This window comes from Xinfangfangia pollutisoli (assembly GCF_020179405.1).
In the GTDB taxonomy this organism is placed as follows: domain Bacteria; phylum Pseudomonadota; class Alphaproteobacteria; order Rhodobacterales; family Rhodobacteraceae; genus Pseudogemmobacter; species Pseudogemmobacter pollutisoli.
In genome coordinates this window covers 1-20,457 of the sequence record NZ_JAICBZ010000058.1, presented here as the reverse complement: position 1 = coordinate 20,457, position 20,457 = coordinate 1, and the positions used below count along the sequence as shown (strand labels likewise).

At 69.0% G+C, this 20,457-nt stretch carries 20 protein-coding genes; 8 read left to right on the top strand and 12 right to left on the bottom strand.

Annotated features, from left to right (window positions below; translation table 11 throughout):
• Nucleotides 1-22 precede the first annotated feature (22 nt).
• From K1Y73_RS15420 to ade, 10 genes are all read right to left on the bottom strand, one after another.
• Complete coding sequence (locus K1Y73_RS15420) at nucleotides 23-721, bottom strand: sirohydrochlorin chelatase (protein ID WP_225029198.1); 699 nt, start codon at nucleotides 719-721, stop codon at nucleotides 23-25.
• Nucleotides 718-1,629 (bottom strand): LysR family transcriptional regulator, encoded by a 912-nt coding sequence (locus K1Y73_RS15415; protein WP_225029197.1) that lies wholly within the window; start codon nucleotides 1,627-1,629, stop codon nucleotides 718-720. Before K1Y73_RS15415 ends, K1Y73_RS15420 begins: the two co-directional genes overlap by 4 nt.
• A gap of 49 nt (nucleotides 1,630-1,678) precedes the next feature.
• A complete protein-coding gene (locus K1Y73_RS15410; RefSeq protein WP_225029196.1) occupies nucleotides 1,679-2,356 on the bottom strand; it encodes a DUF1028 domain-containing protein in 678 nt (225 codons plus the stop codon).
• Nucleotides 2,357-2,430: 74 nt separating this feature from the next.
• Complete coding sequence (locus tag K1Y73_RS15405) at nucleotides 2,431-2,847, bottom strand: RidA family protein (RefSeq protein WP_225029195.1); 417 nt, start codon at nucleotides 2,845-2,847, stop codon at nucleotides 2,431-2,433.
• 22 nt (nucleotides 2,848-2,869) lie between these two features.
• Complete coding sequence (locus tag K1Y73_RS15400) at nucleotides 2,870-4,066, bottom strand: LysR substrate-binding domain-containing protein (protein ID WP_225029194.1); 1,197 nt, start codon at nucleotides 4,064-4,066, stop codon at nucleotides 2,870-2,872.
• Nucleotides 4,067-4,182: 116 nt separating this feature from the next.
• Entirely contained in the window at nucleotides 4,183-5,340 is a 1,158-nt protein-coding gene (locus tag K1Y73_RS15395) for an aromatic ring-hydroxylating oxygenase subunit alpha (RefSeq protein ID WP_225029193.1), read from the bottom strand.
• Between the two features lie 186 nt (nucleotides 5,341-5,526).
• A complete protein-coding gene (locus K1Y73_RS15390) occupies nucleotides 5,527-6,165 on the bottom strand; it encodes an SGNH/GDSL hydrolase family protein (protein WP_225029192.1) in 639 nt (212 codons plus the stop codon).
• The gene (locus tag K1Y73_RS15385) at nucleotides 6,165-6,929 is read right to left on the bottom strand and encodes an SDR family NAD(P)-dependent oxidoreductase (RefSeq protein ID WP_225029191.1); all 765 of its coding nucleotides are present in this window, start codon (nucleotides 6,927-6,929) and stop codon (nucleotides 6,165-6,167) included. Before K1Y73_RS15385 ends, K1Y73_RS15390 begins: the two co-directional genes overlap by 1 nt.
• A 161-nt stretch (nucleotides 6,930-7,090) precedes the next feature.
• Nucleotides 7,091-7,438 (bottom strand): arsenate reductase (glutaredoxin), encoded by a 348-nt coding sequence (arsC, locus tag K1Y73_RS15380; RefSeq protein ID WP_225029190.1) that lies wholly within the window; start codon nucleotides 7,436-7,438, stop codon nucleotides 7,091-7,093.
• Entirely contained in the window at nucleotides 7,435-9,129 is a 1,695-nt protein-coding gene (gene ade / locus K1Y73_RS15375) for an adenine deaminase (RefSeq protein WP_225029189.1), read from the bottom strand. The genes arsC and ade overlap by 4 nt, the downstream gene beginning before the upstream one ends.
• 88 nt (nucleotides 9,130-9,217) lie before the next feature.
• On the opposite strand from ade, the gene K1Y73_RS15370 reads away from it, so the two are divergent.
• Nucleotides 9,218-10,159 (top strand): DMT family transporter, encoded by a 942-nt coding sequence (locus tag K1Y73_RS15370; RefSeq protein WP_225029205.1) that lies wholly within the window; start codon nucleotides 9,218-9,220, stop codon nucleotides 10,157-10,159.
• Between the two features lie 25 nt (nucleotides 10,160-10,184).
• Here K1Y73_RS15370 and K1Y73_RS15365 read toward each other — a convergent pair whose 3' ends face one another.
• Both K1Y73_RS15365 and K1Y73_RS15360 read right to left on the bottom strand, forming a co-directional pair.
• Complete coding sequence (locus tag K1Y73_RS15365; protein ID WP_225029188.1) at nucleotides 10,185-11,459, bottom strand: ROK family transcriptional regulator; 1,275 nt, start codon at nucleotides 11,457-11,459, stop codon at nucleotides 10,185-10,187.
• On the bottom strand, nucleotides 11,456-11,887 hold the full coding sequence (locus tag K1Y73_RS15360) for an RbsD/FucU family protein (protein ID WP_225029187.1): 432 nt from the start codon (nucleotides 11,885-11,887) through the stop codon (nucleotides 11,456-11,458). Before K1Y73_RS15360 ends, K1Y73_RS15365 begins: the two co-directional genes overlap by 4 nt.
• 219 nt (nucleotides 11,888-12,106) lie before the next feature.
• Here K1Y73_RS15360 and K1Y73_RS15355 point away from each other — a divergent pair, with 219 nt between their 5' ends.
• The 7 genes from K1Y73_RS15355 to K1Y73_RS15325 all read left to right on the top strand — a co-directional run.
• Entirely contained in the window at nucleotides 12,107-13,123 is a 1,017-nt protein-coding gene (locus K1Y73_RS15355; protein ID WP_225029186.1) for a sugar ABC transporter substrate-binding protein, read from the top strand.
• Nucleotides 13,124-13,293: 170 nt separating this feature from the next.
• A complete protein-coding gene (locus tag K1Y73_RS15350; RefSeq protein WP_225029185.1) occupies nucleotides 13,294-14,502 on the top strand; it encodes an ABC transporter permease in 1,209 nt (402 codons plus the stop codon).
• Entirely contained in the window at nucleotides 14,499-15,278 is a 780-nt protein-coding gene (locus tag K1Y73_RS15345; protein ID WP_225029184.1) for an ATP-binding cassette domain-containing protein, read from the top strand. The genes K1Y73_RS15350 and K1Y73_RS15345 overlap by 4 nt, the downstream gene beginning before the upstream one ends.
• 18 nt (nucleotides 15,279-15,296) lie before the next feature.
• Entirely contained in the window at nucleotides 15,297-15,929 is a 633-nt protein-coding gene (locus tag K1Y73_RS15340) for a nucleoside triphosphate hydrolase (RefSeq protein WP_225029183.1), read from the top strand.
• Nucleotides 15,930-16,045: 116 nt separating this feature from the next.
• A complete protein-coding gene (locus K1Y73_RS15335) occupies nucleotides 16,046-18,859 on the top strand; it encodes a monovalent cation/H+ antiporter subunit A (protein ID WP_225029182.1) in 2,814 nt (937 codons plus the stop codon).
• A 3-nt stretch (nucleotides 18,860-18,862) separates the two neighbouring features.
• Nucleotides 18,863-19,267 carry a Na+/H+ antiporter subunit C gene (locus K1Y73_RS15330; protein WP_225029181.1) on the top strand — a complete coding sequence of 135 codons (405 nt, stop codon included), beginning with the start codon at nucleotides 18,863-18,865 and terminating at the stop codon, nucleotides 19,265-19,267.
• A gap of 2 nt (nucleotides 19,268-19,269) precedes the next feature.
• Nucleotides 19,270-20,457, top strand: a 1,188-nt coding sequence (locus tag K1Y73_RS15325; protein ID WP_225029204.1) for a monovalent cation/H+ antiporter subunit D, incomplete at its 3' end; no start/stop codon positions are given.

Genomic DNA, 20,457 nt, shown 5'->3' with positions numbered 1-20,457 from the left:
CGGCCTTTCTCTGTCCATGGGCTCAATCGCCGCGAAAACGGCAGCTGCCGCAGAGCGACCGGGGCTGGCGCAAGGCCGCGGCGATCAGGCCCGGCACGCGCGGGTCCAGCCCCAGGGGCGGCAGCACCGCACCGGCAAAACCCGCCTCGGCCAGGGCGGCGGGCAGGTCGGTCTCGACATGGCCGCCCGCCATGGCGAAGAAGGGCAGGCAAAGCGCCCCCGCCCCCCAGCCGCGGGCCTGCGCCAGCCGCGGCGCCTGGTCGATGAAGGCCGCCTCGGCCCGGCAGCCGGTTTCCGCCCCGATCCGCCGCGCCAGCGCCTGGGCAATCGCGGCGGGCACCGGCGATTTGAAACTGCCATGCGCCGCCAGCAGGACCTCGCCCCCGCCCTGTTCCGCGACGATGCGCAGCGCCAGATCATGCACGGCCGGATCGCAGCCAAAGGGTTCCAGCATCTGCCAGCCGGTCACGCCCGCCTCGGCCAGCCGCGCGGGAATGGCTGCGCGGGTGAACCAGCCGCCGGCCATGAACAAGGGAAAGATCCGCCCCGGCGGCTGGGCCGCGGCCGCCCGGGCCAGGGCCCCCGGCTCGGCCAAAGTGGCGGCGCCCACCTGCCAGCCGGGCAGCAGCGCCGCCACCCGCGCGGCCAGGCCCTGCAGCGCGGCCGAGGCGGGCTGCGGATCCGAGGGCTGGCCATGCGCCACGATCAGGGCCGAACTCATCCGCCCGCCCCCGGGGCCAGCGTCGCGCGGCAATGGTCCAGGAAGGCCCGGATCACCAGCGCGCCGCGCCCGCCCTCGGCCAGAACCAGACCCAGCGTCAGCGACGCGACCCCGGCGATCGGCACCATCACCAGCGGCTGGCCATCGGGCGCGATCTCGGGCGCGGGGCGGATATTGGCGATCGAATAGCCAAAGCCATTCGCCACCATCGCCCGCATCACCCCGATATCCCGCGTCCGCTCCACCACATGCGGCCGCAGCCCGTGCGGACGGAAGACCTGCAGGAAATAATCGGTCGAAAAGGGCAGATCCAGCATCACCATCGGCAGCGGCGCCAGATCCTGCGCGGTGACCTGATCGCGCGCGGCCAGCGGGTGATCTTTCGGCAAAAGCGCATAGGGCGGCAGGGTCAGCAAAGGCTGAAACTCCAGATCCGGCGGGATATCAAGATCATAGGTCAGCGCGCAATCGAAGCGCGCCTGGCGCAGCCCGTCGAAGATCTCGGCCTGATGGCGCTCGAACTGGTGGAAATCGACCTCGGGGTAGCGCGCGGTGAACGACCGCCGCAGCCCCGGCAACACGACCTGGGCGAAGGTCTGCAGACAGGCGACGTTCAAGGGCCCGCGCACCTGGCCGGTGATCGCATTGGCCAGATCGTTCAACCGCCCCGCCGCCGCCAGAACCGCCCGCGCCTCGGCCACGAATTGCCGCCCGCCTTGCGTGGGCGACAGGCCCTGGGCATGGCGGCGCACGAACAGGGGCAGGCCGAATTCCTGTTCCAGCTGCGCAATCGCGGCCGAGATCGAGGGCGACGAGACATTGACCCGATCCGCCGCGGCGGCGATCGAGCCGGTCTCGCCCACGGCGACCAGATATTCCAATTGTCTCAAGGTGAAGCGCAGCGCCATGGCGCCACGCTAGCGGCGCGGGCGGCGCCGTCAAATGCGAATCGCGCCGCTATTCGTCGCCCGGCACCCCGTAAGACGGCGCCTCGCGCGGGTCGCGGGCGCGCTGCACATAGGCCGCCATCTGCGGCGCATAGACCGCCCAGGCCCGCGCCACCGCCTCGATCGGCCGCGCCGCCTCGTCCCAGTCGCAGCGCAGCGAGGCCAGGGGCCAGCTTTCCCGGTCGACGATCAGCAGCCCCGCCGAATGCACCGGCCCCGCCTCACCCCCGGCGGCGGCGCCCGCCTGCAAAGCGGCGACCAGCCGGTCGCCGAACTCCCCGCCCGCCGCTTCGAACCCCGCCACCATCGCCGCCGGCACGCCCGGCCCGGCCAGAAGATTGCCGCCCGCCACCACGCCCGCCCCCTCGGCCAGCGCCCAGACGCCCAGGGTCTTCGCCCCGGAATGGCTGGCCACCCGCCCGGCGCGGTCGATGCACATCAGCTGGCGATAGTCGACAAAGGGCGCCTCGGCCAGGACCCGTGCCATGGCCTCGGGCGCGCTGGCGCCCTGCTCCATCAGATCCAGCAGCCGAGGGCCCAGCGCGGGATCGGTGATGTTCTGCGTGGCGGCAACCCCCACCCCGGCCCTTGCATGGGCGCAGCGCGCCGCCACGGCGGGCGAGGAAGACGAGATCACCATGCCGAACTGTCCGGTCCGGGCGCAGCGGGCGAGAAGCGAGAAGGTCATGTTCGGCCTCTTGTGGCAGGCCCCGGGGGTGTGAAACCCCCGGGGGTCGGTCTGGGAAAATCCGCCGGATCAGATCAATCGGGGATGACGGCGGTCGCGTCGATCTCGACCAGCCAGTCGGGGCGGGCCAGCGCCACCACGGTCAGCCCGGTGCAGACCGGATGCACGCCGCGGATATATTCGCCCATGGTGCGATAGACCGCCTCGCGGTGGCGCACATCGGTCAGATAGACCACCAGCTTGGTCACATGTTCCATCCTGCCGCCGCATTCCTCGACCAGCTGGCGGATGTTCTGCATCACCTTATGGGTCTGTTCGACCGGGTCATGGCTGTCGATGTTCTTCGCCGTGTCCAGATCCTGCGGGCATTGGCCGCGCAGGAAGATCGTCGTGCCGCCCTTGGCCACCACGGCCTGTGCGAGATCATTGTCGAGCCGCTGCTCGGGGTAGGTGTCCTTGGTGTTGAACTTGCGGTGGCGATAGTGCGCCATGGTGGTCCTTCCTGCCTGTCGTTCAGGCGTCGGTTGCGAAATGGTCCTGCGCCAGCAGCGCGAAACGTTCGGCCGCGGGCGAAAGCGGGGTGCCCGGCCGGCAGGCCAGCACGATCCGGCCGGGCGGCTCGTCGGTGATGAAGGGCACGGCGGCCAGTGGATGGCCGTCATAGCTGATCGTCGCCGCCGGCCGGGTTGCCAGAAGCGCCACGCCCAGGCCCTGCCCCACCAGCCCGCGCACCATCTCGAAGCTGGTGCTGCGGAAGGCGATCTTCGGCTCCACCCCGCCGGCGCGCATCAGGCGCAGGAAATAGCCGTCTTTGGGCGGCGTCGACAGCAGGATCATCGGCTCCTGCGCCAGATCGGCCGCGCTGAGCCCCGGGGCGCGTGCCAGCGGATGCGCGGCCGGCAGCAGCACATAGGGCACGATATCGGTCAGCGGGATCGGGATCAGATCGGGGCTGATGCCCATGTCATAGATCATCGCCAGCTCGGCCTCGCCGGCCAGAAGCGCGGCTTCGACCCGGCGCTGGTCGCCTTCGATCAGGCTGATCTCGATCGGCCCCTCGGCCGCCAGGCGCCGCAGCAATTCCGGCAGGACATGCGGGCCGAAACTGTGGAAATAGGCGAAAGACAGCCGGCCCTGCGGCGCCTGGCCCAGCGCCCGATCGTCGGGATCGGCGCCGAAATGCCCCGGGCTGCCGTAATGGCGATGGGTGTACAGCAGCGGCTGGCCGGCCGGCGCCTGATGAATCGCCGCCACTTCGCCGGTGATCACATGATGGGTGCCGATCAGCGAGGCGCTGGCCAGCCGGCAATCGAAGGCCGCCAAGGGCCGGGCCACCCGCGGCAGGCCCGAGGGCATCGCCGCCCAGTCGGTGACCGAGAATCTGTCGGCCAGCCGGTTGCGCAGCCGCCCCGCAAAGGCATCGGCGATATAGGCCTGATCGTCGCGCAGCACATTCACCACGAAGCGGCCGTTTTCCAGCACCGCGGGCGTGGCCCTGGCCGCCTGGTTCAGACAGACCAGCAGCGTCGGCAGCGCCGTATCGGCGGAGACCGAGGTCATCGCCGAGACCGTCATCCCGACCCGGCCCGCAGGCCCGTCCGAGGTGACGACATTCACCGTCTGGACCGCGCGCGACATGGCGCCCAGAAACTGCTCGCGCAGGGTTTCGGGCGACACAGGCGCGCGCGGCCCGGCAGGATGCATGGACATGGAGCGGCCCTTTCCGAGCTTCCGGCGGCGCGCAGGCGCCACCGGGCCGCGGCCGAAACGCGGCGAGGGATTGACGGCGATCACCGCAATCCTGTCCCGGAGATATGAATTTTCATTTACCCCTGCCGCTTTTCCCCGGCCTCGGGCATGCGCGCCGCGATCCACGAGGCGAATTCGTAATTCGGCCGTTCCAGATGCGACAGCGCCCCCGGCGCCGACAGCCCCGCCTTCAATCCGCGGAACACCCGCTCGACGCAGCCCTTGTCCTCGACATTCACATCGTCCAGCAAGGCGCGCAGCTGCGCCAGATGCGTGGCCGCCTGCGGATCGGCGCACCAATCCGCGCTCATCCCGCCGCCGTACAGCACCTTCACATGATCCGGCCCGTCGGGCGTCAGGCAGAGATACCAGAAATAGCCGGGCGTCAGGGTGATCAGCAGCGAGGGGTAGATCGACAGAAGCCAGGTCACCCGGCGCTGATCGCCGGCAAGCGTGGTATTGGCCGGATGGGCCAGGCTCAGCGGCAGGGACTCGTTCTTGACGATCCAGTGATAGTTGAAGGCGGGAAAGCCCTCGGGGCAGGTCATCTTCAGAAGATCCACCGTGCCGCCGATCGTGCCGGCATGGCAGACCGGCAGGTGGTAGCTTTCCATGAAATTCTCGGCCAGCACCTTCCAGTTGGTGTTCCAGCGGAATTCCTGGCGGAAGTGTTCCTGATAGCTGGCCATGTCCAGATAGCCGACCAGGCTTTCGACATCCTTCAAGACCAGCGCCGGATCGGGCGCGTCGGGGTTCAGCGTGACCATGATCCAGCCCAGCCAATCGGCGACGCGCACCTGCGGCAGGGCGATCTGGTCCTTGCAGAACGATTCGTTCAGCGCCATCGCCGGGGCGCCGCGCAGGGTTCCGTCCAGGTTGTAGGTCCAGGCGTGATAGGGGCAGACGATCGAGCGGGTATTGCCGCGGCCTTCCAGAAGCGTCGACATCCGGTGGCGGCAGACATTCGACATGCCGCGCAGCTGGCCCTCGCGGTCGCGCAGGATGATGATCGGCTCGCCGGCGATCTCCATCGTCATGTAATCGCCCGGCGCCTGCAGCGCATCGGCCCGGCCGGCGCACAGCCATTCGCGGGCGAAGATATGGGTCTGCTCGGCCCGGGCGAAATCTTCCGACACATAGACCGATTTCGGCATGGCCGAGGCGCGTTCGAAGGGTTGCGCCACATTGGCGCGCAGTTCGTCGATCGGCGACAGGTCGGGGTCGTGGCGGGTCATGGCGGGGCTCCACAGCGAAGGGGGTGGACCGGGCGAGGAAGGCCGGGCGAAACGGCGGGGCGGGAAGGCGGGTCGTCAGGCGGGTCGGCAGGCAGCAGGTCGAGATTAATCGCGGAGTCATCTTTGGAAAAAGAACCGGATGGCGCAGCACGGGTTAGGCTGTACCTAACCCGCGCCCGCCGCGGGTTACGGGCTCAGGCCCCGGATCGCCTCGGCGAAGGCCTGGGCCAGGGCGGGCTGGGCCTCGGGCTCGTAATGGATGCCGTCCACGGGCGACACGGACACCACCTGCCCCGCATCCAGAAAGCCCACGCCCTGGCGCTGCGCAACCGTCGCAATGCGCGCGGCCAGCCCCTGCGATTTCGCCGCACCGCCGGCGAAGATCTCGGCCAGGCAGCCGGTTTCCAGGATCGGCGGCGGGGCGACCAGCAGCACCTGCGGCGCCGCACCGCCCGGCCCCGTCTCGCTGCGGCGGATGAAGCGGATCATCGCCTCAAGCGACAGGGCGATGTCCATCGCACTGACCGAGAAGCGCTGCTTCAGGTCATTGGTGCCCAGCATCAGCAGCACCAGATCGATGGGCTTGTGGCTTTCCAGGATCGCCGGCAGAACCCGCATGCCGTTCCGATGCGCACCCTCGACCGGATCGTCATGCAACACGGTGCGGCCCGGATGGCCTTCGGCGATCACCTCCCAATCGGGCAGCAGCCCGGCCAGACGGGTGGTCCAGCGCTGGTCCCGCGGGAAACGGCCATTGCCGGCCAGGCTGGTCATCGGCCGGGTGCCATGGGTGTTGGAATCGCCGTAGCAAAGCAGGCTGCGCATCAGGGAGATACCTCATAGGGCCAATTGGCCTGGGTGAAGGCGCCGCCATCGACCCAAAGCGTCTGGCCGGTGACGAAGGCGGCGGCGTCGGACAGAAGAAACAGCAGGGGCCCGACCAGATCCTCGGGCTGGCCCACCCGGCGCAGCGGCGTGACCCGGGCCCAGGTGGCGGCATAATCGCCCGCCTCGACGGCGGTGCGTTCGGTGGCGATCGCCCCGGGGGCCAGGCAGTTGACGCGGATGCGATGCGGGCCCAGTTCCACCGCGGCGACCTTGGTGAACTGCTCGATCCCGCCCTTCGAGGCGGTGTAATCCACGAGCCGCGGGAAGGCGAGCTTGTTGCAGCCCGAGCCCAGGTTGACGATGGCGCCGGGTTTTCCGGCCGCCAGCATGGCCCGGCCGGCGGCCTGGGTGTTCAGGAAGGCGCCGCGCAGATTGGTGCGCAGGACCGCGTCCCAATCCTCGACGCGCAGCTCCAGAAGCGGCGCCCAGGTCTGGATCCCGGCATTGTTCACCAGCGCATCGGGCGCGGTGCCGGCCCAGTCGGCGGCTTCGGCATGGAAGGCCTGGACCGCGGCCTCGTCGCCCGCATCGGCCTGCCATCCGCGCGCCTGCCCGCCCAGCGCCGCCACCTCATCGGCCAGCGCCCGGGCCGCGGCGGCGGCGTCCAGATGGGTGAAGGCTATCCGATAGCCGGCCCGGGCCAGGCCCAGAACCAGCGGCCGGCCAATGGCCGAGACCCCGGCGGTGACAATGGCGAACATGGCGTCTCCCTGGTTCGGGCGGTGGGGGCCAGGGGGTTCCCCCCGGCCGCCTGCCTGGCTTTCCCCGCCGGGGCTCTGCCCCGGACCCCTGTATATTTACAGACAGATGAAAGCGGGACGAGCGATTCTGGGGCCCGGGGGCCGGTTGCGGGGCGGCAGGATCAGGGCAGGATCTCGGCCAGTCGTTCGAAGGGGCGGCAAAGCCGGGTGCCGCGGGCGGTGGCGACGAAGGGGCGTTCGACCAGCGCAGGCTCGGCCAGCATGGCGGCCAGGATTGCCGCGTCCGAGGTGTCGGGATCGGTCAGGCCCAGGTCGGCCGCGCGCGTGCCCTTGACCCGCAGCGCCTGGCGCGGGGTCAGCCCGGCCGCGGCGAAAAGCGCGCGCAGCTGCGGTTCGGTCCAGCCCTGTTTCAGATAAAGGATCACCTCGGGCGTCTCGCCCGCCGCCTGCAAGGCCGCCAGCGCCTTGCGCGAGGTGGAACAGGCGGGATTGTGCCAGATCCGGCTCATGGGATCACCTCGAAGCGGTCGACATCGACCAGGCCGTGATCGGTGATCTTCAGATGCGGGATCACCGGCAGGGCCAGAAAGGCCAGCTGCAGGAAGGGTTCTTCCAGCGTGACCTCAAGGCTGCGGGCGGCGGCGCGCAGGGCGATCAGATCGTCGCGCACCTGTTCAAACGGGTTCAGGCTCATCAGCCCGGCCACCGGCAGCGCCAGTTCGGCCAGCACCTTGCCGCCTTCGACCACCACGAAACCGCCCTCGATCTGGCCCAGCCGGTTCGCCGCCAGCGCCATATCGGCATAATCGGCGCCCACCACCGCGATGTTGTGGTGGTCATGGCACACGGTCGAGGCGATGGCGCCGCGCTTCAGCCCGAAGCCCTTCACAAAGCCCGTCGCCCGGTTGCCGTTCTTGCCGTGGCGTTCGATCACCGCGATCTTCACCAGATCGCGGGCCAGATCGGGGCGTTTGTCGCCATCCATCGGCGGGATGTCATAGGTCAGATGTTCGGTGATGATCTTGCCGGGCAGGATGCCGATCACCGGGGTTTCGGCCCGGTTGCCGCCGGTGCGGAAATCCTGCGCCGTCACCGGCGGGGCCTTGACCGAGTGCCGCGCCACGGGGGGCGTGGTCGCGCGGCTGGCGAAGGCCTGCGGTGTCAGGCGGCGCCCCGAGGCGAAGACCATCTCGGCCTGGCAGCTTTCCAGCCCGTCGATCACCGCGATATCGGCGCGTTTGCCCGGCGCGATCAGCCCGCGATCCTTCAGCCCGAAGGCCTCGGCCGCCGACAGGCTGGCGGCGCGGTAGACCGCCAGAGGCGGCGCGCCCAGCGCGATCGCGGTGCGGATCATGTAATCCAGATGGCCATGTTCGGCGATGTCCAAGGGGTTCCGGTCATCGGTACACAGGCACAGATAGGGCGCATGGCGTTCGGTCAGCAAAGGCGCCAGCGCGTGCAGATCCTTCGAGACCGAGCCTTCGCGGATCAGGACCCGCATCCCCTTGCGCAGCTTCTCGAGCCCCTCTTCGGCCGTCGTCGCCTCATGCTCGGTGCGGATGCCGGCCGAGATATAGCCGTTCAGATCGTTTCCGCGCAGCAAGGGCGCATGGCCGTCGATATGCCGGCCGCGAAAGGCCTGCAGCTTGGCCAGACAGCCCGGATCCTTCATCAAGACGCCTGGGAAGTTCATGAACTCGGCCAGGCCGATGACCTTGGGGTGATCCATCAGCGGCACCAGATCCGCGGCCTCAAGCCGGGCGCCCGCGGTTTCCATATGGGTCGAGGGCACGCAGGAGGACAGGTTCACCCGGATGTCGATCAGCGTCTGGGCGGCGCTGTCCAGGAAATAGTGGATCCCGGTCAGACCGCAGACATTGGCAATCTCATGCGGGTCGCAGATCGCCGTCGTCACGCCGCGCGGGCCGACGCAGCGGTCAAACTCATGCGGGGTGACCAGCGAGGATTCGATATGCAGATGCGTGTCGATGAAGCCCGGCACCAGGATCCGGCCCGAGACGTCAACCTCTTCGCGGCCCTGATAGCTGCCGAAGACGCCGATGATCGTATCGCCGCAGATCGCCACATCGCTTTCCACCAATTCCCCGGTGATCAGGTCGAACACCCGCCCGCCCTTCAGCACCAGATCGGCCGGCGCGATCCCGCGGCCCTGGTCGATCAGATCGGAAAGCTCGGGCATGGCGACACTCCTTTTCGCAACAGAAGCCCGAAGCCGGCCCAAGGTCCAGAGGGATTGCGGCAGGGCGCCGGACGTGAAACATGAACCCATGGATGAAAGGCCCCTTGCGCGCCCGCTGCGCGGCATCGCCCTGAAGCTTGGCTCTGTGCTGGTGTTCATCGTCATGTCGTCGATGATCAAGGCCACGGCGGCGCATGTGCCCGGCGGGCAGGCGGTGTTCTTCCGATCCTTCTTCGCCCTGCCGGTGATCCTGGCCTGGCTGGCCTGGCAGCGCGAGCTTCCGGCCGGGCTGAAGACCGAAGACCCGTTCGGGCATTTCTGGCGCGGCTTTCTGGGCACGATGGCGATGGGGCTGGGCTTTGCCGGCCTGGGCTACCTGCCCCTGCCCGAGGTCACGGCGATCGGCTATGCCGCCCCGCTGCTGACGGTGATCTTCGCCGCGATGTTCCTGGGCGAAGAGGTGCGCGCCTTCCGCATCACCGCGGTCGCGCTGGGGCTGACGGGCGTGCTGATCGTCTTGTCGCCGCGCCTGTCGGTCCTGTCGGGCGGTACGGCCGATTACCGCGACGCCTTCGGCGCGGCGCTGGTGCTGGGGGGCGCGGTCTTTGCCGCGCTGGCCCAGGTCTTCGTGCGCAAGCTGGTGATGAACGAACGCACCGCGACCATCGTCTTCTGGTTCTCGGTCACCTCGACCCTGCTGTCGCTGACCACGATCCCCTTCGGCTGGGTCTGGCCCAGCCCGACCGAGACGGCCTTGCTGATCGGGGCCGGGCTTTTGGGCGGGATCGGGCAGATCCTGCTGACCTCCAGCTACCGCGAGGCCGATGCCTCGCTGGTGGCGCCCTTCGACTATGCCTCGATGCTGTTCGCCCTGGCGATCGGCTGGTTCGTCTTCGCCGAAATGCCCACCAGGCCCATGCTGGGCGGGGCGGCGCTGGTGGTGGCGGCGGGGATCCTGATCATCTGGCGTGAACGGCAATTGGGGCTGGAGCGCAGCCGGCAGCGCAAGTCGATGACGCCGAACGGCTGACGGCCGCGCCAATGCTTCCCGGGCCCTAGCCTTCCCGTGTCGGCGCGTTCTGGTCGATCAGATAGCGCTGCGACAGCGGAATTGCCGCCGCGCCCAGGGCGCGGGCATCCGCCCCGACCGAGCCCGCCCGGATCATAGGCGGGTCGATCCCGGCCAGATCCAGCCCCAAAAGCGCGGATTCGGTGCGCCGCACCAGATCGGCGCGGATCTCGGGCGGCATCCAGCCGTCGATCACCACCGCTTCCAGCTCGATCAGCGCGCAGGCGTTCAGCGCCGCATGCGCCAGCCCCCGCGCCGCCTGGTCCAGCCAGGGCGACAGCACCCGGTCCGATACCTGCCAGACCGCGTTCTGTTCCCACAGATGCTCGCTCGGCTCGCCCGCGCGGTCCATCGCCTCGGCCAGGACCGACATCGAGGCCAATTCCAGCAGCCGCTGCGGCCGGCCATCGGGCCCGGGCACCTGCATCGGCCCCACGCCCGCCGCATTGCCGCTGCGGCCCAGGAACAGCTGGCCATTCATCACCAGCCCGCCGCCGATGAAGGTGCCGAAGTAGAAATACAGGAAATCCCGCGGCCGGTCGCCGGTGCCGAACACCAGTTCCGCCCCGCAGGCCGAGGTGGCATCGTTCTGCACATAGACCGGCAGCCCGGTCAGCGCCGCCAGATCGGCGCCCAGATCGCGCGACCGCCAGGCATCCATCTCCGCCTGCGGCGCGCCCAGGATCGCCACCCAGTTCCACAGCTGGAACGGCATCGCCACGCCCATGCCCATCACCCGGTCGCGCAGCTTGGGCGCCAGCCCCGCCGCCAGCCGCGGCCAGGCCTCGGCCACGAAACGGGTCACGGCATCGGGCGTCGGATAGCGGTAGACCTGCCGCTCGGCCGCGCGGATCCGGCCCAGGAAATCCACCAGCACCAGGTCGGCCGAGCGTCGCCCGACCTTCAGCCCAGCGAAAAACGCGCCTTCCGCGTTCAGCGACATCGGCACCGAGGGCTGGCCGATCCGCCCGCGCACCGGCTCGCCCCGCAACAGAAGCCCGTCCTGCTCCAGCCCGCGCATGATCACCGACACGGTCTGCGCCGACAGGCCCGTCATCCGCGCGATATCCGATTTCGCCAGCGCGCCCTGCTGGCGCACCAGCGTCAGCACCAGCTTTTCGTTATGCGCCCGCATCCCCGACTGGTTCGATCCGCGCAGGCCCTGATCCTCGGTGCCCAAAGCGGCACGGTCGGCCGAAGGCTCGGCCCCGGGAACGGCCAGTGTCTCGGCCGCCAAAGGCGACAACGGGGGCGGGCTCATGGGTCGATCACCCCCTTGCGCAGGATCACATTGGCATAAAGCGCCCGCTCGCCGGTGGCAACCAGCGCATGGGCGGCGCGGATGCGCGGATACAGGGCCGCGCCGTCCAGCGCGGTGACGGTGAAATCCGGCGCCATCCGCGCGCAGACCGCGTCGATCCGGTGGTGGATCGCCGCGGCGCGGGCCGGGTCGTTCCCCTCGGCCGCGCGAAAGATCGCCCCGCCCGGCACCGCCCGGTCCAGCGGCATCACCGCCAGCACCGCCTCCAGCAGATCGGGCAGCGCCAGCCCATCGGCGCGCACCAGCCGCCGCGCCGCCTCGACCGCGGGAAAATTCCCGTCGACCAGCGCGATCTCGTCGCCATGGCCCATGCCGCGCAGCGTGAACAACAACTCGGGCCCCAGGATCGCAGGTATACCGATCAGCATCTCAGCCCTTTCACGGCTTGGGCGCCGGGCCTGCCGCCCTGCGCGATTTCGCGTCAGATTGCGAAGGAAAGCGGCGCTCTGTCAATAATAAATCAGAGTGATTTATTTATCTTGACCCCTCGCCGGGAATCGGCTTACCTGACCCTGACGCAGCGGAGGTACAGGGCTGCGCCGACACCGGAGCCGGGCCGCAAAGTGCCCGCCCATGGGAGGATGAAGATGAAATACAGCACCAAGGCCCTTCTGGGCGCGGCGACGCTTGCGCTTTGCACCGGGGCCCCTGCCCTGGCCGAAGGCGTATCGGCCTGCCTGATCACCAAGACCGACACCAACCCCTTCTTCGTGAAGATGAAGGAAGGCGCCGAGGCCAAGGCGGCCGAGTTGGGCGTGACGCTGAAATCCTATGCCGGCAAGATCGACGGCGATCATGAAAGCCAGGTCGCCGCGATCGAGGCCTGCGTGGCCGATGGCGCCAAGGGGATCCTGATCACCGCCTCGGACACCAAGGCCATCGTCGATGCGGTCAAGACCGCGCGGGATGCGGGACTTCTGGTCATCGCGCTGGACACGCCGCTGGAACCGATCGACGCCGCCGACGCCACCTTCGCCACCGACAATTTCAAGGCGGGCGAGCTGATCGGCAAATGGGCGGCGGCGAAGATGGGGGCCGAGGCGGCCAATGCCAAGATCGCCCTCTTGGATCTGGCGATCAGCCAGCCCTCGGTCGACGTGCTGCGCGATCAGGGCTTCCTGACCGGCTTCGGCATCGACACGGGCGACGCCAACAAATGGGGCGACGAAACCGATCCGCGCATCGTCGGCAATGAAGTGACCGCCGGGAATGAAGAAGGCGGGCTGAAGGCGATGGAAGCGCTTCTGGCCAAGAACCCCGACATCAACCTGGTCTATACGATCAACGAACCCGCCGCCGCGGGCGCCTATGAGGCGCTGAAGGCCGCCGGCAAGACCGCGCTGATCGTCTCGGTCGATGGCGGCTGCCCGGGGGTCGAGGATGTGAAGGCCGGCGTGATCGGCGCCACCTCGCAGCAATATCCGCTGCAGATGGCGGCGCTGGGGATCGAGGCGATCGCCAAATTCGCCGCCGATGGCTCGAAGCCCGCGCCCACCGAGGGCAAGGATTTCTTCGACACCGGCGTCGCGCTGATCACCGACCAGCCGGTCGAGGGCGTCGAGTCGCTCGACTCGGCCAAGGGTCTGGAGCTGTGCTGGGGCTAGGCACCAGGCCCGAAGCGGCAGGCGCGCGGGGCCCCTGACGGCCCGGCTGCGCCGCCGCGATCACTGACAGCGCGGGGGCGGCGCCACGCCGCCCCTGTCGCAAGGCCCCTGCCGCCGCGGGGGCAGGGCTTTCCCCGGCCAGCGTTGCCGGGCCGTGGAAGGGGGACAGGATGGCAGCGGATCCAAAGGCCGCGACCGCCTATGAAGAGGGGCTGAAAGGCGCCTCGGAAAAGGTGGCGGAATTCCAGCACGACACCGATGCGCTGAAACGGCTGCAGCATTGGCTGCACCAGACGCCCTCGGCCGTGCCGCTGATCGTCCTGGTCGCGGCGCTGATCGTCTTCGGCTTTGCCGCCGACAATTTCTTCAAACCCGGCACGCTGTCGACCATCCTGCAGCAGATCGCCATCGTCGGCATCCTGGGCTGCGCGCAGACCCTGGTGGTGCTGACCGCCGGGATCGACCTGTCGGTCGGCGCCATCGCGGTCTTCTGTTCGGTCATCATGGGCTTTGTCGGCATCACCGGCGTCGCCATCGGCACGCCCGACTGGTTCGGCCCGCTGGCCTTTTCCTTCACCTTCCACCTGCCCCCGGCGCTGGCCGTGGTCTTCGGCCTTCTCTGCGGCCTGGCCATGGGCGCGCTGAACGGCTGGCTGGTGGCGCGGATGAAACTGCCGCCCTTCATCGTCACGCTGGGCACCTGGCAGATCCTGCTGGCCGCGAATTTCATCTTCTCGGCCAATGAGACGATCCGGTCCTCGGATGTCGAAGCCAAGGCGCCGATCCTGCGCTTCTGGGGCAATGACCTGACCTTCTTCGGCCAGCCCCGCGCGGCCGAGGGCGTGGACCAGAAGACAGTCGAGACGGTGATGGTCGCGATCAACGGCCAGCCCGGCACCGGGGTGAAAGTGCTGTTCGCGGTCTTCCTGATGATCGCGATGGTGGCGGCCCTGGCCTATGTGCTGCGCTCGACCGCCTGGGGCCGGCATGTCTATGCCACCGGCGACGACCCCGAGGCCGCCGCCCTGGCCGGCGTGCCGACAAAGCGCGTCCTGATCCAGGTCTATGCGCTGGCGGGCCTGTTCTGCGCCGTGGCGGGCTGGGTGATGATCGGCCGCTTCGGCTCGGTCTCGCCCACCGCCTCGACCGGGCAGTTGGGCAATATCCAGTCGATCACCGCCGTCGTCATCGGCGGGATCAGCCTCTTCGGCGGGCGCGGCAGCATTGCGGGCATGTTCTTCGGCGCGCTGATCGTCGGCGTCTTCGAGATGGGCCTGCGCCTTGTCGGCACCGACCCGCAATGGACCTTCTTCCTGATCGGCGTCCTGATCATCTTCGCGGTCGCCGTGGACCAATGGATCAGAAAGGTATCGGCATGAGCGAGCCCATTCTCAAAGGCCGCGGCCTGGTCAAGCGCTATGGCCGCGTCACCGCGCTGGACCGCTGCGACTTCGACCTGATGCCGGGCGAGATCCTGGCGGTGATCGGCGACAATGGCGCGGGAAAATCCAGCCTGATCAAGGCGATTTCCGGCGCCATCATCCCCGACGAGGGCGAGATCACGCTTGAGGGCCGCCCAATCGCCTTCCGCTCGCCGATCGAGGCGCGGGCGGCCGGGATCGAGACGGTCTACCAGACCCTGGCCATGTCGCCGGCTTTGTCGATTGCCGACAACATGTTCATGGGGCGCGAATTGCGCAAACCCGGGCTGATGGGGCAGCTGTTCCGCCAGCTGGACCGGCCGCGGATGGAACGCTTCGCCCGCGAAAAGCTGAACGAACTGGGACTGATGACGATCCAGAACATCAACCAGCCGGTGGAAACCCTGTCGGGCGGCCAGCGCCAGGGCGTGGCGGTGGCGCGCGCCGCGGCCTTCGGCTCGAAAGTGGTGATCCTCGATGAACCCACCGCCGCGCTGGGGGTCAAGGAAAGCCGCAAGGTGCTGGAGCTGATCCGCGACGTGCGCGACCGCGGCATCCCGATCATCCTGATCAGCCACAACATGCCGCATGTGTTCGAAATCGCCGACCGGATCCATATTCACCGGCTGGGCCGGCGCTTGTGCGTGATCCGGCCGCAGGATTACACTATGTCCGATGCGGTGGCCTTCATGACCGGGGCAAAACTGCCCGAGGGCGTCAGCGAGGCAGCCTGAGCCGGTGACGAGACTGCGATGACCCCCGAAGACCTGGCCCGCCTGATCGCCGACCGCGCCGCCGCCCGTCAGGGCGCGGCGGCCGAGACGCGCTTTCTGGTCGCGCTGGCCGGCCCGCCGGCCGGCGGCAAGTCGACGCTGGCGGCCGATCTGGCGCAGCGCCTGTCGCCGGGCGCGCGCGTGGTTCCGATGGACGGCTTCCATTACGACGATGCGGTGCTGAATGGGCGCGGCCTGCGCCAGCGCAAGGGCGCGCCCGACACGTTCGACTCCGCGGGCTTCCTGCATCTGGTCCGCCGCCTGCGCCACGAGGCCGAAGTGGCGATTCCGCTGTTCGACCGCGACAGGGAACTGTCACGTGCCGGCGCCGATATCGTCACGCCCGAGGATCATATCCTGATCGTCGAGGGCAATTACCTGCTGCTCGATGCCCAGCCCTGGCGCCAGCTGCGCCCGCTGTTCGACCTGACCCTGTTCTTCGACCTGCCCGAGGCAACGCTGGTCGAACGCCTGCGCAACCGCTGGCGCCAGCATGGCAAGACCGAGGCCGAGGCCGAGGCCTGGATCGCCGGCAATGACCTGCCCAACATCCGGCTTGTGCAGTCCCGATCCGGGCCGGCCGAGATCGTGCTGACGGGGCCTGCGGCATGAGGACGCGGTCCGAAAACCCTTGACGGGGGGGCCAGAAAGTCCAACTAGGCTGGAACCCGCCGCGACGCGCGCGATCTGCCGCCCGCCACGCCACGCCACGACGAGGAACCGACCGCATGTCTCCAGCCCTGATCGCAGCGCTTCCCTTCCTTGGTGCGCTGTTTCCGGGGCTTGCCGCCAGGTTTGGCCGCGGGCCCGCCGCCCTGATCGCGGGCCTCGCCACCGCGCTGGCCCTGGCAGGCCTTCTGTCCCATGCGCCGCAGGTTCTGGCCGGCCAGCCGGTCAGCGTGCGCTTCAGCTGGATTCCCGCCCTGGGCCTGGATGCCAGTTTCCGCATCGACGGGCTGGGGCTGATGTTTGCCGGCCTGATCCTGGGCATCGGCCTGTTGATCATCCTTTACGCCCGCTTCTACCTGGACGACCGCGAGCCGATTGGCCGCTTCATGTCCTATCTTCTGTTGTTCCAGGGCGCGATGGTGGGGATCGTCCTGTCGGACAACATCCTGCTTTTGCTGGTGTTCTGGGAACTGACCTCGCTGTCCTCGTTCCTGCTGATCGGCTGGTGGCAGACCCGGGCCGAGGGGCGGCAGGGCGCGCGCATGGCGCTGGCCGTGACCGGCGGCGGGGGGCTTGCGATGATCGCGGGCATGCTGATCCTGGGCAATATCGCCGGCAGCCACGACATTTCGGTCATCGTGACCCGCGCGGCCGAGATCCAGGCCAGCCCGCTTTACCTGCCGGCGCTGATCCTGATCCTTCTGGGCGCCTTCACCAAATCGGCGCAATTCCCGTTCCATTTCTGGCTGCCGCATGCCATGGCCGCGCCCACGCCGGTCTCGGCCTATCTGCATTCGGCGACCATGGTGAAGGCGGGGCTGTTCCTGATGGCGCGGCTGTGGCCGGCGCTGGCGGGCACGCCGGAATGGACGGCCATCGTCGCCACGGCCGGGCTGATCACGCTGCTTCTGGGCGCCAAGATCGCGCTGTTCAAGGATGATCTGAAGGCGATCCTCGCCTTCTCGACCGTGTCGCATCTGGGGCTGATCACCTTCCTTCTGGGCCTGGGCACCAAGGCCGCGGCCACCGCCGCCATGCTGCACATCCTGTGCCATGCCAGCTTCAAGGCCGCGCTGTTCATGGTGGCGGGCATTGTCGACCATGCCGCCCATACCCGCGACATCCGTTCCTTGGGCGGCTTGCGCAAGGCGATGCCGGTGACCTTCCTGATCGCCGCGATTGCCAGCCTGTCGATGGCGGGCTTCCCGCCGCTGAACGGCTTCCTGTCCAAGGAATTGATGCTGGAAGAGGCCAGCCATGCGGTCTGGCTGACGCCCTGGCTGGTGCCCGCCCTGGCCACGATCGGCGCGCTGTTCTCGGTCACCTATGCGCTGCGCTTCCTGGCCCAGACCTTCCTGGGCACGCCGCGCGAAAGCCTGGACCACGCCCCGCATGATCCGGGCTTCGGCCTATGGGCCGCCCCTGCCCTGCTGGCCGCGCTGGTCGTCGCCTCGGGCCTGCTGCCGATGCCGATCTTCGGCCCCATCGTCGATGCCGCCGCCGGCGCCGTCACCGGAGCGCCCGTGCATGCCCATATCGCGCTGTGGCACGGGCTTCAGCCCGCGGCGCTGTGGATGTCGCTGGCCGCCATTGGCGGCGGCCTGATCCTGCTGGGGCTTTACCCGCGGCTGCGCGCGATCTGGGATGCCACCCCGCGCCCCGAGGCCAAGGCGATCTTCGACGCGCTGATCGCGGCCCTGGTCGCGGCGGCCGACGGGCTGACGGCGCGGCTGCACAATGGCGCCCTGTCGCGCGCGCTGTGGACCTCGACGCTGGCGATCCTGGCCGCGGGTCTATGGGCCTTCTGGGGCGCGCCGCATGCACCGGGCCAGCGCACGCTGCTGCAGCCCGGCGGCGTGGCCGTGGTGGGCGGCGTGATCCTGATCCTGGCCGCCCTGGCCACCGCCTTCCGCCATCGCGACCGGGTGCTGGCGCTGATCCTGACCGCGATCGTCGGCCTGCTGCTGTCGGGCGCCTTCGCCTGGTTCTCGGCCCCCGACCTGGCGCTGACCCAGATCTCGGTCGAGGTGGTCACCGCGCTGCTGATGCTTCTGGCGCTGAACTTCCTGCCCGACCACACGCCCGCCGAAAGTTCAGCCCTGCGCCGCCTGCGCGATCTGGCCATCGCCGCCTGCGCCGGCCTGGGCACCGCGGCCCTGGCCTTCGCCCTGATGACCCGCGACGCGGCCTTCCCGCTGATCTCGGACTATCACTGGGCCCAGTCCAAGCCGGGCGCGGGCGGCACCAATGCGGTCAATACGATCATCGTCGATTTCCGCGGCTATGACACCTATGGCGAAATCACCGTCCTGGGCATCGCCGCCCTGGTGATCTTCGCGCTGGCCGAGGCGGTGCTGGGCAGCGCCCGGGCGCGCAGCTTCCTGGCCCGCATGCCGCAGCGCCACGATGCCGGCGACGCCCATCCCGCGATGCTGATCGTCGGCACCCGCTTCCTTCTGCCGGTGGCGCTGACCGTGGGCGTCTACATCTACCTGCGCGGCCACAACCTGCCGGGCGGAGGTTTCGTGGCAGGCCTGGTCTTCTCGATCGCGCTGCTGTGGCAATATATTGCCTCGGGCTATCTGTGGTCCGATCACCGCCAGCGCTTCAATCACCACGCCTTCATCGGCGCGGGCGTCCTGACCGCCAGCCTGACGGGCCTGGGCGCCTGGGCCATGGGCCTGCCCTTCCTGACCTCGGGCTATACCTATGTCCATCTCTGGCCGCTTGAGGAATTCGAGCTGGCCACCGCGGCGCTGTTCGATCTGGGCGTGTTCTTCTGCGTTCTGGGCGCGGTGATGCTGTCCCTGGCCACGCTGTCGCGGCTGGCGCAGCATCTGCGCCCGGCGCCCTCGGGCACGAAGGAGGCCTGAGCCATGGAACTGCTTGTCGCCCTTGCCATCGGCGCGCTGACCTTCACCGGCACCTATCTGATGCTGCGCCTGCGCAGCTTTCCGGTGATCCTGGGGCTGACCTTCCTCAGCTATGCGGTCAACCTGTTCATCTTCGCCGCCGGCCGGCTGAAGACCGCGGCCGAGCCCATCGTCGGCCAGACCGAAGTGCCGACCGACCCCCTGCCCCAGGCGCTGGTGCTGACCGCCATCGTGATCTCCTTCGGCATGACCGCGGTGATCGTGATGATGGGTCTCGGCGCCTATTTCGAGACCGGCGAAGACCGGGTCGATGCGCCCGAGGGCCGCGACGGCCGGGTGGAAGACGCCTCTGACGATCCTGTCGGCGCCGCTGCCGAGACGCCGATGCCGAAGGAGAGCCGCGCATGATCATGGGACATTGGATCATTGCGCCCGTCGTGCTGCCGGCGGTTCTGGCGGCGCTGATCGTGCTTCTGGCGCGCAGGCGCCCGGCGCTGGCGCGCGGCCTGGCGCTTGCGGGCACGGCGGCGCTGCTGGCGATTGCGCTGAAGCTGTTCCTGGCCGCCAGCGCCAACCCGCCCGAGCTGTACCGGCTGGGCGACTGGCCCGCGCCCTTCGGCATCGTGCTGGTGCTGGACCGGCTGTCGGCGCTGATGCTTCTTCTGACCGCGGGCCTGGGCCTTGCGGTTCTGGTGCAGGCCATGGTCACCGGCTGGGACCGGCGCGGGGCGCATTTCCATGCGCTGTGGCTGTTCCAGCTGATGGGGCTGAACGGCGCCTTCCTGACCGGTGACGCCTTCAACCTGTTCGTCTTCTTCGAAGTGCTGCTGATCGCCTCCTATGGGCTGATGGTCCATGGCGGCGGCGGGCCGCGCATCCGGGCCGGCCTGCATTACATCGCGGTCAACCTGGTCGGCTCGACCCTGTTTCTCTTCGCGCTGGCCACGATCTATTCGGTCATGGGCACGCTGAATATGGCCGATCTGGCGGTGAAGCTGCGCGCCCTGCCCGAGGGCGACCAGGCGCTGATGCGGGTGGCGGCGGTGCTTCTGATGCTGGTCTTCGCGGTCAAGGGCGCGCTGGTGCCGCTGCATTTCTGGCTGCCGGGCACCTATGCCAAGGCGCCCGGCGTGGTGGCGGCGCTGTTTGCCGTGATGACCAAGGTCGGCGCCTATGCCGCGATCCGCATGGGCATGCTGGTCTTCCCGCCCGATCTGGCGGTGACCGGGCCGCTGCTGGGCCAGCTTCTGCTGCCCGCGGCCCTGGTGACGCTGGCCATCGGCGCCATCGGCGTTCTGGGCGCGCGCAGCCTGCCGCGGCTGGCGGCCTATTCCGCCATCGCCTCAATGGGCACGGCCTTCATCGCCATCGCCGGCTTCTCGGGCCCCTCGATCGCGGCGGCGCTGTATTACATGCTGCATTCCACCCTTTCGGCGGCCTTCCTGTTCCTGCTGGCCGATCTTCTGGCCAGCCGCGGCGCGGTCTGGCTGGATGCCGACAGCGCCCTCAAGGGCCCCCGCCTGCCGGGCCCGCTGGCCGCGCTGTACCTGGCCGCCGCCATCGCCGCGGCCGGCCTGCCGCCTTTGTCGGGCTTCATC

Excerpts from the sequence above, each read along its gene's own strand:
- K1Y73_RS15340 (WP_225029183.1), top strand. The coding sequence starts at position 15,297 with ATGACCCCCGAAGACCTGGCCCGCCTGATCGCCGACCGCGCCGCCGCC.
- K1Y73_RS15385 (WP_225029191.1), bottom strand. The coding sequence starts at position 6,929 with ATGTTCGCCATTGTCACCGCCGGGGTCTCGGCCATTGGCCGGCCGCTG.
- K1Y73_RS15390 (WP_225029192.1), bottom strand. The coding sequence starts at position 6,165 with ATGCGCAGCCTGCTTTGCTACGGCGATTCCAACACCCATGGCACCCGG.
- K1Y73_RS15405 (WP_225029195.1), bottom strand. The coding sequence starts at position 2,847 with ATGGCGCACTATCGCCACCGCAAGTTCAACACCAAGGACACCTACCCC.
- K1Y73_RS15395 (WP_225029193.1), bottom strand. The coding sequence starts at position 5,340 with ATGACCCGCCACGACCCCGACCTGTCGCCGATCGACGAACTGCGCGCC.
- K1Y73_RS15415 (WP_225029197.1), bottom strand. The coding sequence starts at position 1,629 with ATGGCGCTGCGCTTCACCTTGAGACAATTGGAATATCTGGTCGCCGTG.
- K1Y73_RS15365 (WP_225029188.1), bottom strand. The coding sequence starts at position 11,459 with ATGAGCCCGCCCCCGTTGTCGCCTTTGGCGGCCGAGACACTGGCCGTT.
- K1Y73_RS15410 (WP_225029196.1), bottom strand. The coding sequence starts at position 2,356 with ATGACCTTCTCGCTTCTCGCCCGCTGCGCCCGGACCGGACAGTTCGGC.
- K1Y73_RS15330 (WP_225029181.1), top strand. The coding sequence starts at position 18,863 with ATGGAACTGCTTGTCGCCCTTGCCATCGGCGCGCTGACCTTCACCGGC.
- K1Y73_RS15355 (WP_225029186.1), top strand. The coding sequence starts at position 12,107 with ATGAAATACAGCACCAAGGCCCTTCTGGGCGCGGCGACGCTTGCGCTT.
- K1Y73_RS15350 (WP_225029185.1), top strand. The coding sequence starts at position 13,294 with ATGGCAGCGGATCCAAAGGCCGCGACCGCCTATGAAGAGGGGCTGAAA.
- arsC (WP_225029190.1), bottom strand. The coding sequence starts at position 7,438 with ATGAGCCGGATCTGGCACAATCCCGCCTGTTCCACCTCGCGCAAGGCG.
- K1Y73_RS15420 (WP_225029198.1), bottom strand. The coding sequence starts at position 721 with ATGAGTTCGGCCCTGATCGTGGCGCATGGCCAGCCCTCGGATCCGCAG.
- K1Y73_RS15400 (WP_225029194.1), bottom strand. The coding sequence starts at position 4,066 with ATGTCCATGCATCCTGCCGGGCCGCGCGCGCCTGTGTCGCCCGAAACC.
- K1Y73_RS15335 (WP_225029182.1), top strand. The coding sequence starts at position 16,046 with ATGTCTCCAGCCCTGATCGCAGCGCTTCCCTTCCTTGGTGCGCTGTTT.
- K1Y73_RS15360 (WP_225029187.1), bottom strand. The coding sequence starts at position 11,887 with ATGCTGATCGGTATACCTGCGATCCTGGGGCCCGAGTTGTTGTTCACG.
- K1Y73_RS15345 (WP_225029184.1), top strand. The coding sequence starts at position 14,499 with ATGAGCGAGCCCATTCTCAAAGGCCGCGGCCTGGTCAAGCGCTATGGC.
- ade (WP_225029189.1), bottom strand. The coding sequence starts at position 9,129 with ATGCCCGAGCTTTCCGATCTGATCGACCAGGGCCGCGGGATCGCGCCG.
- K1Y73_RS15370 (WP_225029205.1), top strand. The coding sequence starts at position 9,218 with ATGGATGAAAGGCCCCTTGCGCGCCCGCTGCGCGGCATCGCCCTGAAG.